Source organism: Candidatus Woesearchaeota archaeon, from assembly GCA_016192995.1.
Lineage (GTDB): Archaea > Nanobdellota > Nanobdellia > Woesearchaeales > DSVV01 > JACPTB01.
The window spans coordinates 102,530-114,550 of sequence record JACPTB010000002.1 but is presented as its reverse complement, the minus strand read 5'-3'; the positions used below and the strand labels follow the sequence as shown (position 1 = coordinate 114,550).

The window sequence follows — 12,021 nt, the reverse complement described above, 5'->3', positions numbered from 1 at the left end:
CATCTAAATAATAACTTTTATATACTAGTAATTACTTGTAATTATAGGTTAACCAATGGAACTTCAAATAAGTATTCATGCTCAAGAAAAAATGGAGATTGGGGGAATAACTGAAGAACAAATTAAACTGGCTATCAAACAAGGTTCAGTTTCACGGCAAACAGATGGGTTTTTAGTATCATACACTTATTTTAGTGTTGCTTATAAAAAAAAAGCTGATATATATCGTATTAAAACAGTATTTTTGAATAAATAAGGTGCTGATTATGGATAATAAAAAAAATGATGAGAAAAATAAATGCTGGGAATGCGATAATAAGATGGTTGAAAAACAAGTAGATTATATCCTCTACGGTGTTGCTATTGGAACATTTCCAGCTCTTGTTTGCGATCATTGCAATGAAACTTATTTTAGTGAAGAAACATCGAGAAAAATAACTGAAATAACTAAACAAAAGGGTTTATGGGGATTGCAGGCAAGAACAAAAGTAGGTCAAGCTGGCAATACCCTTGATATTCGATTGCCTAAGAAAATTATTGAATTTACTCATCTTTCTAAAGGGGCAGAAGTAACTATCACTCCAGAAAATAAAAATAAAATAGTAATTACTCTCTAAACTTTTATAAAGTAAGTAATATTAAAGCTGTTTATGTGGTGGCTTTATACTGTATTAGGGATAATAGCAGGAATTGTCTTATTATTACTCTTCTATTATTATCTCTGGTTTCTACGTAATCCAGTAAGAGAGATTCCTGCAGATCCGAAGGTTATTGTTAGTCCCACTGATGGAAAGATTATCAACATATTTGAATTTCATAATGAAAAGGTTAAGCTCAAAAAAGGTGTTGGCACCATAAAGACTTCCACTAAAGAAGTAGGCAAAGAAGGTTATATCATTCAGATCATGATGACACCTTTGGATGTTCATTATCAGCGATCACCTATTGAAGGAATTGTAAAAAATATCTCCTATCAAAAAGGCAAGTTTATGAATGCTGTTTCTACCCAAAGCCTTGATGTTTTGGAAAATGAAAAAAATGAAGTTCTTATTACTAACACAAAACAAAAAATAACCGTGAAAATGATTCAAGTGGCAGGATTTTTGGCAAGACGAATTCATTGTTTTGTTAAAAAAGACGAAAAAGTTCTTAAAGGCGAGCAGATTGGTGTCATTAAATTAGGCAGCCAAGTTATACTTATTGTGTCAAACATAAAGCTTGCTATAAAACTTGGAGATTATGTTTATGGTGGTTCAACTATTATAGGGAGATTTTAAATGAATATTATCAAAACCTTAAAACTTGCGGATTATGTTACTTTAGGTAATCTTATTTCAGGAAGTTTAAGTATTCTTTTCACGTTGAGCCATTATTTTACTTTAGCAGCATTGTTGCTTATAGCTTCAGCTTTATTTGATTTTCTAGATGGAAGAATTGCACGTCTTACTAAAACAGAGAATCTGTTAGGCAAATACTTAGATTCGCTATCTGATCTTGTTTCATTTGGTCTGGCGCCTGCAGTGTTAGGGTATGGCTTAGGATTGCAAACATGGTATGCGGTAGTGGTCCTTGTGGTGTTTGTGTCCTGCGGAGCATTGCGATTAGCAAGATTTATGATAACAGAATCAAAAGATTTTGAAGGTTTGCCTATTACGCATACTTTTTTATATGGTGTTTTGTATTTTTTAGTTCCTTTCAATAATTATATGGTTTTAGTTTACTTGTTTTCATCACTCTTAATGATAGCGACATTTAGATTTAAAAAACTATAAGGTGCAGTTATGGTTCAAGATATTTTTACCAATCAAATTATATGGGGGTTGTTGATTAGTTTTTCTCTCAGCCAATTTATTAAAATGATGTTGCAAAAAGATTTTTCTCTTGCAGCTTTTTTTAAGCCAGGGGGAATGCCAAGTTCGCATACAGCGCCAGCAGTTTCACTATGCTTATCTATATATCTCACTGAAGGTGTAACGACAGCGTTTGCCATTGCTCTTGCGTTTGCCGTCGTTATTATCCGTGATTCATTAGGAATTAGGTATGAAATTGGTGAACAGGGAAAACAGATAAATAAGCTCACTAAAGCAGTTTTGAAGAGAGATACTGTTAGGTTTAATGAAATTCAAGGTCATAAGCCACTGCAGATTTTTGCAGGCGCGCTTGTAGGTATTATCGTTTCAATTGTTTTGTACTTTATTTGGTAAATTCATGGATGAATGACAATGCAAGAAAAAATTATTAAAAGTTTTGATAGCACTAACATTTATTATAAATTAAAACAAGGAAAAACCGGGAAACCAGTATTATTATTTATCCATGGATTAAGCGGCAATCATACTGTTTGGAAAAGATCTTTAACTTATTTCAGCAAAAAGAATTATACTGTTCTTGCTGTTGATTTACATGGCCATGGTTATTCGTACAAATGCAGAAAGGCTCATCGTTATTCAATAAAGCATTTTGCTCGTGATCTTAAAGCGATTATTGACCACGAACACCTCAAGAATGTAGTACTTGTTGGGATTTCTTTAGGGGGCATGGTTATTTTAACGTATGAACAAATGTTTGGAAAAGGCACAGAAAAATTAGTGCTGATGGGAACTACTCCGCGCAATCCTTTGCGGTACAGTCCCTTTCCCTTTCTTCATTTCTTAACACCACTCTATGTTTTTTTTGCGTATATTGTTGCATATATCTCCAGTAAAATTCCTTCCAGAAAATGGCCTTATTTAGATTACTCTTTTTTCAAACATCACAATGCACTTACTATTGTGTATTATGATCTTAAAGTCAGCCCTCTTTATTCTTATTTTTGGAGCGTTATGAGTATGTTTTTTTATGATATGAAGGAGCATCTGCATAAGATTAAAAAACCAACTTTATTGCTTGTTGGCGGAAAGGATTTTGTTGTCACTAAAAAAGCAAGTTATGAATTAGCAACCTATTTACTTCACAGCAAAGTTCATGTTATACCGGAAGCTGATCATCTAATACCTTTACGCTATCCCGATGAAATGAATAAGATTATTGAAGTTTTTGTCAATGATAAAAAAAGGAAATTTCCTATTACTAAGGAATCATGTGAGTTTGATCAGCAAAGACATTGTTCACGGTAAAGTTTTTCTAGCTTTTCTAAGGTTTTATCAATGCTATGTTCTTTTGCGATTTTAATTGAATTTTTACCGAGTTCTTGAAGATTATCTTTTTGCAAGCATTTTATTATTGTCTCTGCACAGGCTTCAACATTATGTGGTTCAAATACATAACCATTATTTTTAATAAGTTCAGGAATGGCATATTTTTCTGCTCCAATAATAGGCAACCCGACAGACATTGCTTCAAGGATTGCAATGCCCTGTGTTTCCATAATTGAAGCAGTAACAAAAATATCGTAGTGCATAAGTTCATCATTCAGTTTATCGTTATCCATCCAGCTTTTAAAGAAAATATGTTTTCTCAAGTTTAATTCTTTAGTCATTTTTTCTAATCTTTTTATATCAGGTCCATCACCAATAATCGTCAATGTGATATTTGGGATTTTCTTTTTTATTAAAGCTACTGCTTTAATAAGAACATCAATATTTTTCTCATATGAAACTCTTCCTACATAGACAAGTTTGTTCTTGTTCGTGTACTCTTTTTTTGTTTTAAACCTTACTATTCCATTAGAAATAACGGTTATTGGTTTTATGATTCCTTTTTCTACAATAACTTTTTTAATGGTTTCTGTTGGTGTGATGATTATATCTGCTTTATTGTAGAGTTTTATGAGCAATTTCCATATCAATGATTCAAAAAATCGTTTGCTGAGTAAAACATACTGCAATTGTTCTGTAACTAAGGTATGAAAAGTTGCTATTTTTTTAATAGGTAATTTTTTAAAAAACATATAACTTCCAAGAGCTCCTGGAGTGTGGATATGTATAACTTCAGCGTTAAATTTATTCATCATTTTTTTTATTTTTCTTGGTTGTGGAATAACTATTCTCACTTCAGGGTAAGACGGCAAGCTCCATGAAGGCAACCTCATAACGGTTATATTTTCATGGAGCTTCATTTTTTTTGTTAATGAATTGTTATGGTGAGGGTATGAAGGGCAGATGATGAGGATATGATGTTTTTCAGCAAGCTCATTGTATTGCCGGTAGAGGGCTATAGTTGCACCATTTATTTCAGGGAGAAATGTGTCAGTAACAACAACGATGTTCATATTCCTACTTTTTTTAATAATGTTAATATATTTTGTGGTATGTAATAAGTCGTCTGGGGTTTTAGCGCCTACTTTTGTGAAGCTCTTCTTAAATACATTTTGGGGATTTTTCGGAGTTCCAGAGAGAAAAATCCAATTGAAACACACTTCAAAAGCTGAACTGGCGCTAAAACCATACAAGACTTATTACATACTTTTTGTGGAAATCTTTATAAAGTATTATTCCTTAAGTAAATTTATGCTTCAACTTGTACTTCAGTCATTGTTTATTTTTTTTCCAGCTGCTGTAGCTAATATGGTTCCAGTATTTGTTAAAGATATTCGATTCTTGCGAAAACCTATTGATTTTGGCTTAACTATTAAGGGGAAACCAATTTTTGGCGAAAACAAAACTTGGCGCGGAATATTTTTTGGTATTTTGGGTGCAATTGCAGCTATTTATATTGAATATTATCTTGTTTCTCCAGAGAGCTTAGGCATTACTGTTAATTTCAATCAGGATCACTTAGCTCTTGTTGGAGCACTGCTAGGAGCTGGTGCTTTAGGAGGAGATCTTATTAAGAGTTTTTTTAAACGAAGACAGAATATTCCCCCTGGAAAATCATGGTGGGTATTTGATCAAATTGATTGGATTTTGGGTGCAAGCATTGTGTTTTCTGTAATGGTACAAAGCATAGATTATGTGTTTATAGGATTTTCCATAGTTTTTTTTGGAATATTGCATCTTATAACCAATTATATTGGTTATAGTCTGAAAATAAAAGAAAACATGTTTTAATTAAAAATTATTTATTTCACTTTTTTATCTATTTCGTCAATATCTTCTTTTAAGCTTTGAAGTTTTTTATGAATATTCTCCATGCTTTTATCATGCTCTTTCTTTGGAACAAGTGCAAGAATTATTTTATCAACATTTGAACGGAGTTTTTTTACTTCAGTATCTGAGAATTGAACTGTATTCAGCATTTCTTTCACTGCATCAATCTTTTCATGCACTTTGTTATGTTCTTCAATATTTACAAAGCCCCTACTTATTTTTAACAGCTCTTCTTGATCTATTGTTTTTTCCATCTTTTCTTGAACTTTTGTTACTTTTTCATGCACACTATCAAGTTCTTTTCTTAGATTATTAACTTTATCATGAATATCATTAGCTGTTTTTTCCATTTGTCGTTTGAACAATTCATCTTTTTCTTTTGTTGTTGTTTCTTCAGGTTTTTCATAGAATTCTTTCTTCAATGTTTCTATATTATCAAGAATTTTATTAAATTCGTCAATTTCAATGAAGTTTTCACTTGCCTTTGCTAACTCTTCTTTATGAACAAGAACTTCTGCTCTTTTTGAAAGTGTTGTTACTTTATCATGCACGTCATCAAGTTCTTTCTGCATACCATTCACTTTATCGTGAAAATCACTGGTGGCTTTATCAACCTGTTTTTTTACATTATTTATTTCTTTTTCTCTATCCTGCATTAAGCTTTCTTTAAGGCTTTCTAATTGTTTTTCCACTGTTTCTTTGGTTAAAAATGCAGCCTTTACTTCATCGAGTTCGATTGTATTGCTCTCCACTTCTTTGAATTTATCTGCAGCTTTAATAAAATTCTTCTTCACTTTAATGGCATATTCTTCTAATTCATTTTCTAATGATGCAATATCATTTTTTGTAGCGCTCTCATTTTTTACTTTGTTAGTGATCTCTTTGAAATTTTCCTTTAATTCTTTTTTCAAGTTTTTTAATTGTTCTTTTAATTTTTTTAATTCATTATCTACGATCGTATGAACTTTATTTATTTCAGTTTTCACTTCATCATATCTTGTTGAGTCTACCTTTTTATCTAAACGAGAAATATCCTGTTTTACTGCTTTAAATGCATTTTTCAACTGCGCATCAAGAAGCACAATAGTTTGTTGCGATTTCATAACTCTTTAAACACCCCAACTCATTCTATTTTTTCTATGATTGTGGGGTAGTAATTTACTTTAAATACTTTATTATTCATTAAATAATTTCTATCGAGAATTAGTCACTGAGTGGTTTCAAACCTGGCAATATTTTTCCTGAAAATAATGCTAATGAAGCTCCGCCGCCTGTTGCTACAAAGGTCATCTTATCTTCAAGTTTCAGATCATGAATTATATCTCCTGTGTCTCCGCCTCCAATAATTTTTGTTGCCTTTAGTTGTGCAAGATAATTTGCTAGGTCTTCAGTTCCTTGCCTGAATTTTTTAATTTCATATATTCCCAATGGTCCGTTCCATAAAATTGTTTTTGCCTGTTTTATATACTGTTTGTAATGAGAAATAGTTACATGGCCAATATCAACTCCAATCATCGAACTTGGCATTTTATTATAGTGTACTTCCATAGTTTTAGCATATTTGTCAATCTTAGTTGCAGCTATAATATCAACTGGGAGCACTAATTTACCTTTTGCTTTTTTCATTATTTTTGTTGCTTCCTCAATTTCATCATATTCAACTAATGATTTTCCTGTGTTGATTTCTTTTGCAGCATAAAAGGTAAATATCATTGCTCCTCCCAGTAATATCTTTGATACTTTTGGCAAGAGATGTTCGATCAACGGTATTTTTGTTTTAAGTTTGGCGCCGCCAAGAATGAGAACAAATGGTTTCTGTGCTTTTTTCAATATTTTTTGAATAGTTTCTACTTCATGCTTTAGGCTAAATCCTGGATACGCAGGAAGGAATTTAGGAAGGCTTGTTATTGAAGCATGGCTGCGGTGGCAATCAGAAAATGCTTCATTAATATAGAGTTGCCCATAATGGCCAAGCAATTTTGCTAATCTATCCCTTTTTACTTCATCGTTGTCTTCCTCTTCAGGTAAAAAGCGGATGTTTTCAAGCATCAGTATTTCTTTTTGCTGCAATTTTCTTATCTCGGTTTCAGCGCCTACAATATAATTAAGTTTTTTCACTTTTGTTTTTGTCAACTCTTCAAGCCTTTTAGCTATAGGATCAAGGCGCAATGCTTCAACTACTTTTCCTTCAGGGCGATGAAGATGGGTTAAAATTATTATTTTACAATTGTTTTCAAGAAGAAAATTAATTGTCGGGAGCGCATCTTTAATTCGGCTATCATCCAGGATTTTTTTATGTTCTAAAGGCACATCAAATCCTGTTCTTAGAATAACTGTTTTATTTTTTACAACTTCAGGTGTTAATTGTTTGAGTTTCATGCTGCTTTTTTTGCTAAATCAATTATTCTATTTGAATATCCCCATTCATTATCATACCATGCAACTACTTTGACTAAATCACCATCTACTTCAGTGAGCAAAGAATCAAAAACACACGAATGAGGATTGTGGACAATATCAGATGAAACCAAGGGTTCTTCTGCATACTGTAAAATACCTTTTAATCTCTTCGCTTCTTTTTTGAACAATGCATTTATTTGGTTGACTGTTTTTTTCTTTTTAACTTCACAGGTAAAATAGGTTAACGAACCGTCTGGAACAGGAACTCTTATTGCTGAAGCATGAAGTTTTCCTTTCATTTCAGGCAATACTTCAGCAACTGCTTTAGCTGAGCCAGTGCTTGTCGGCACCATATTCAAAGCTGCTGCTCTTCCTCTTCGATAGTCATCATGGGTTCCATCATGGATGCGCTGGTCAGAGGTATAAGCATGAACCGTTACCATATAACCATGTTTAATTCCTAAATGTTTATTCAGCAGCATAACCATCGGCGCAAAACAATTTGTTGTGCAGGATGCATTGCTAATTATATTTTCTTTTTTATTGATAAGATGATCATTGACTCCTATTACATAGGTTTTGATATCAGAAGATTTTGGCGGGGCGCTTAAAATTACTTTTTTTGCTCCTGCTTTAATATGTTTTTCAACAGTTTCTTTGGTCAGGAATTTGCCGGTGCATTCAATCACTGAATCAATCTTTAGTTTACTCCATGGTAATTTTTCAGGATCGTTTTCATTTATTACTTTTATTTTCTTTTTTCCTACTTGTATGAAATCTTTCCCGTAATCTACCGGCAATTCGAATTTACCGTGAATTGAATCATATTTTAATAATAACGCGAGATCTTTAGTTTCTGCTCCAGGATTGTTGATCGCAACAAGATCGAGTTTTTTATCTGAAAGAGCAATTCTTGCAACCAACCTGCCAATCCTGCCAAATCCATTAATAGCTATTCTCATAGGTTTATGAATAAGATACACCTCTTTAGATTGCTTTTGTGTTTAGAAATATATAAAGGTTATGTTTATAAATTTCAATAGTTTTCTTCATCTATGATTAAACTGATTATTTTTGATTGTTCCTGCGCTGTATAACAGCGTGCTTATATTTGAAAAAGATCTTTCTGTACGAACATTTGTGAAAGATGTCAATCATCATGCTGGAAAGAAGAAGAGGATATTGGTTGAACTAAGAGCAACAGAGGAAGAGTTAGAAATTCTGCGGGAGACAACTTCAGTTACTGAACTTGTTTCTCGATTGGGAGCAGGATTGGTAGCAGAGATAACGAAAGCGATAGCAGAACTAGAGGGAGTAGAGTTAAGGAAACAATATACTATTAATGGCCAGGATTATCCAATTGCAGCAATTGTTGGAAGACAAGGAGGGCTGAGTGCTACTAATAGAAGTATTTTAGGGTCTGCTGGTAATCTATTAACTGAACAAGTTCCAGAAGAAACTATACAAAAAGCAGGCTATCCTATGGATGAAGTATATAGAGATTGGAATGCTCGCGTACGAGACACACAAATATATGGTAAACATCGTCAGCATGTTCTTGTCGTATTAAATGCACCACACTATGTATCACGATTACCAGCATATCACAGAAAAGTTCAATCATTTCAAGAAGAAAGATTACCAGAAATTCTTGGTGATTGTGGAGGAGAAGTTGGAGAATTTCGCAGCAATGCTGGTGTTGTAGGTTATCACTTACTGCTTTCTCAAGAAGGATTGGCAGCACTCAAAGCAGCAGCAGATCCACTTGTTAGACGTGTCTATGATGGTGAAGTACCACAAAGGGTAATTAATAGATGCAAAGATGATGGTTTAAAAATGGGTATGGAAATATTTAACGAAATGGCAAGCGAGGATAGATTATATCAAGTCCCAACTCTTCAAGAACGTGCAAAATTGGTGAAACAAGGGAAAGAGCTATCAGCTGCAATGAGAAGCGGTGGTTGTTTAGTAGATGTTTAGATTTTTTTTCTAAATTTTCTCTTAACAGAAGAGAATTTTCCTTCTGTAGCCCATCTCATCCCATATTCTTTTTCTTTAGCCCATTCTTCATAACCCATTTGCTTAAACTTTCTTACTTCTCTTGCCCTGCTAATTGAACCTCTTCTTGTTGAGAAGGCATCTGAAGCGTATGAAAAACATTTGTTTGGTGAAACTTTTCTTTCTCATTTACAATTAGTATCTGGAAGCAAGCCAGTTCGCATTGAGATCTTTGTTAAACAAAGCAATTTTCTCTCTATAAATATAATCTCGACTAAAGATCGGGATTATAAGACTTGCCTGTCGGCAAGGAACCTCGAAAATTGCCCGATAAATATTTCGAAAATGCTCACGAAATTGGCAGTAACCATAATTTTGCAAAGTTCTCTAAATATTATCTATGCAATACCTTTAACAATTCTTCTCCATATCTCATAATTTTGTTTGGACCAAGACCATAAATATCATACATCTCTTGCGTTGTTAAAGGCATTTTTTGGGCAAGTTCGATAATGGTTTTATTGCTGACTACCATGTATGCAGGAATGCTGTGTTGTTGCGCAATTTCCCAACGCCATTGTTTTAATCGTTCTTCTATTTGACTGGCATTTGTTTTTCTTATCCTGTTCTTAGCAGTATTTATTGAAATTGAAGGCATTTCACTATCTAATTTTAGGTTGGAAACTATTGTTTTATCAAGTTGTACTATCTTGAGCATTTCAGGAGTAATATAATAGGTTGGGTTTTTGCCGGTGTAGGTTAAAAACAAGTTTTGTTTTGCTCTGCTCATGGCAACATAAAATAATCTTCTTTCTTCTTCCTCTTTATCATATTCATCAACTTTGATCATGTCAATGACTGGATGGTCTGATGCTCTGCAGGGAAAATTTGCTGCTGTGCAACCTATAATCAATACCATCTCCGCTTCAAGTCCTTTTATTGCGTGGATTGTGGCAAGTGTTATTTGATGAGGTTCAGTATACACTCTTTTTCTTGTTTCATCAGTGCGGACAACATGAGCAATATCTTGTAATTTTAATAGATCAGAGAGATCTTTTAATTGCCTGTTTGTTCTTGCTAACACAAAAATTTCATTTCTTGGAAGAGTGGTATTTTTTATGTTATTGATTACAAACGAAAATTCAGCGTTTTCATCCTGGCATTTTAACATTTTTATTTCAGGATTTCTAGTATTTCCAGCTTGCGCAGATTCAAGATCTGCTAATCCCATCGGCGCAATAGCTTTATTGATAAGATCAACAATTGCTGGTGATGAACGATAGTTTTTAGTTAAAGTAATTATCTCTGCATTTGGATAAGCATCTTCAAAATTAAGAATAAATTTGATATCAGATCCTCGCCATCCATAAATAGATTGTCGCGGATCGCCAACAGAGAACAGATTAGGTGGATTAAGGTCATTGATCAGTTCAATTTGTGTTGTGTTGATATCTTGATATTCATCAATCATGATGTGATCAAATTTGGGGATTAATTCTTTGTGAAGGGTGAATAGTTTTAATGTGTCAAGCAACTGGTCAGTAAAATCCCGCAATCCGTATTTTTGCATGTAAGTGTCAATATAATTGCAGACGCCATACATCATGGCTGCAGCTTGTTCATGCTTTGCTTCATCTGTTTCAAATTCTTCATGTTTTAACTGCTTGTTTTTTGATTTAAAATAATCTCTCACAAAAAAACAGTCATGCATGAAAATATTTGCCAATTGCTCGCTTGATTTTCCACGTTGTTGGTTGCTAGTAAAATAAATTGCAATTGCTTTGTTTATATCTAAATGCAAATTATTAAGCGCTTGCATGATAATTTTTATTTTATCCCTGTACATAATAACTTCCATTGGTTTGTCATACAAATAATTATTATGTGTTCTTAACATTCGTTCACAAAATGAATTAAATGTTTCTATCTGCACATTGTTGCATTGCGGATTTTGGCTCAGTCTTTTTACCATTTCATCACGCGTTTTTCTCGTAAAAGTAATTGCGAGAATTTTCTGCGGTTGAACAGATTTATATTGTACTAGAAATTCAATTCTTTTTGTTAAAACTGATGTTTTTCCTGTTCCTGCTCCAGCAAGGCAGAGGATATGTTCTTTGTTAGAAATTATTGCTTTTTTTTGTTCGTCGTTATATTTACTTATGAAATCTCCCAGCGCAAGAAATAGTTCACGTTCTTTTTCTGTAATCACTGTTTTTATGTTTTTGAAATTATTTGAAAGCTTCTTTTTGTGCAGAGTAGGGTTTTGCAGTTCTTTTCTTCCTTTTTCAGTTAATCCTATTATTTTCCAGAATTTATTTGCTTGAAGCGATTGTATCTCCAGTAAGTTATTAAGAAGCAGTTTATCAATCATTAAACTAAGCTCATTATCCTCGTAGGCTAATGAGCCGAAGGTTTGTTTTTTGTTTAATTTGTTTCTTATAATGGATTCAGTCTTTGCTTTTCCCTGCAAGAATTCGATTAATAGTTTCTTTCCTACACCAAACGGAATCTCATCTACTGCCCTTAACACTTGGAGATAATCAAACTCTTTATCCTGCATAGAGAATTTCAAAAAGAGGGGTTTTAATAAATGTTA

The 12,021-nt window shown here is 33.1% G+C and carries 13 protein-coding genes; 8 read left to right on the top strand and 5 right to left on the bottom strand.

What is annotated here, in order from left to right:
* Positions 1-55: 55 nt before the first annotated feature.
* From HYY69_02250 to HYY69_02225, 6 genes are read left to right on the top strand one after another with little or no spacing between them, the layout of a single operon-like run.
* Positions 56-256 (top strand): hypothetical protein, encoded by a 201-nt coding sequence (locus tag HYY69_02250; protein MBI3032271.1) that lies wholly within the window; start codon positions 56-58, stop codon positions 254-256.
* A gap of 10 nt (positions 257-266) precedes the next feature.
* Positions 267-617 (top strand): YgiT-type zinc finger protein, encoded by a 351-nt coding sequence (locus HYY69_02245; GenBank protein ID MBI3032270.1) that lies wholly within the window; start codon positions 267-269, stop codon positions 615-617.
* A gap of 33 nt (positions 618-650) precedes the next feature.
* On the top strand, positions 651-1,277 hold the full coding sequence (locus HYY69_02240) for a phosphatidylserine decarboxylase family protein (protein MBI3032269.1): 627 nt from the start codon (positions 651-653) through the stop codon (positions 1,275-1,277).
* The gene (pssA, locus tag HYY69_02235) at positions 1,278-1,772 is read left to right on the top strand and encodes a CDP-diacylglycerol--serine O-phosphatidyltransferase (GenBank protein MBI3032268.1); all 495 of its coding nucleotides are present in this window, start codon (positions 1,278-1,280) and stop codon (positions 1,770-1,772) included.
* A gap of 9 nt (positions 1,773-1,781) precedes the next feature.
* Positions 1,782-2,204 carry a divergent PAP2 family protein gene (locus HYY69_02230; GenBank protein ID MBI3032267.1) on the top strand — a complete coding sequence of 141 codons (423 nt, stop codon included), beginning with the start codon at positions 1,782-1,784 and terminating at the stop codon, positions 2,202-2,204.
* A gap of 18 nt (positions 2,205-2,222) precedes the next feature.
* Complete coding sequence (locus HYY69_02225; GenBank protein ID MBI3032266.1) at positions 2,223-3,116, top strand: alpha/beta hydrolase; 894 nt, start codon at positions 2,223-2,225, stop codon at positions 3,114-3,116.
* Here the strand turns inward: HYY69_02225 and HYY69_02220 are convergent.
* Positions 3,092-4,210 (bottom strand): glycosyltransferase, encoded by a 1,119-nt coding sequence (locus HYY69_02220; protein ID MBI3032265.1) that lies wholly within the window; start codon positions 4,208-4,210, stop codon positions 3,092-3,094. The two genes, HYY69_02225 and HYY69_02220, sit on opposite strands and share 25 nt — an antisense overlap.
* A 19-nt stretch (positions 4,211-4,229) precedes the next feature.
* Between HYY69_02220 and HYY69_02215 the strand changes: the two genes are divergently transcribed.
* On the top strand, positions 4,230-4,988 hold the full coding sequence (locus HYY69_02215) for a CDP-archaeol synthase (GenBank protein ID MBI3032264.1): 759 nt from the start codon (positions 4,230-4,232) through the stop codon (positions 4,986-4,988).
* Positions 4,989-4,999: 11 nt separating this feature from the next.
* Here HYY69_02215 and HYY69_02210 read toward each other — a convergent pair whose 3' ends face one another.
* The 3 genes from HYY69_02210 to gap all read right to left on the bottom strand — a co-directional run bounded on the left by HYY69_02210 (position 5,000) and on the right by gap (position 8,389).
* The gene (locus tag HYY69_02210) at positions 5,000-6,130 is read right to left on the bottom strand and encodes a hypothetical protein (protein MBI3032263.1); all 1,131 of its coding nucleotides are present in this window, start codon (positions 6,128-6,130) and stop codon (positions 5,000-5,002) included.
* Positions 6,131-6,230: 100 nt separating this feature from the next.
* On the bottom strand, positions 6,231-7,406 hold the full coding sequence (locus HYY69_02205) for a phosphoglycerate kinase (GenBank protein MBI3032262.1): 1,176 nt from the start codon (positions 7,404-7,406) through the stop codon (positions 6,231-6,233).
* Positions 7,403-8,389, bottom strand: a complete 987-nt coding sequence (gap, locus tag HYY69_02200) for a type I glyceraldehyde-3-phosphate dehydrogenase (protein MBI3032261.1) — start codon at positions 8,387-8,389, stop codon at positions 7,403-7,405. The genes HYY69_02205 and gap overlap by 4 nt, the downstream gene beginning before the upstream one ends.
* 178 nt (positions 8,390-8,567) lie before the next feature.
* Between gap and HYY69_02195 the strand changes: the two genes are divergently transcribed.
* A complete protein-coding gene (locus HYY69_02195; protein ID MBI3032260.1) occupies positions 8,568-9,407 on the top strand; it encodes a hypothetical protein in 840 nt (279 codons plus the stop codon).
* 412 nt (positions 9,408-9,819) lie between these two features.
* On the opposite strand, the gene HYY69_02190 is transcribed toward HYY69_02195, so the two are convergent.
* A complete protein-coding gene (locus tag HYY69_02190; GenBank protein ID MBI3032259.1) occupies positions 9,820-11,985 on the bottom strand; it encodes a UvrD-helicase domain-containing protein in 2,166 nt (721 codons plus the stop codon).
* Positions 11,986-12,021: the final 36 nt, after the last annotated feature.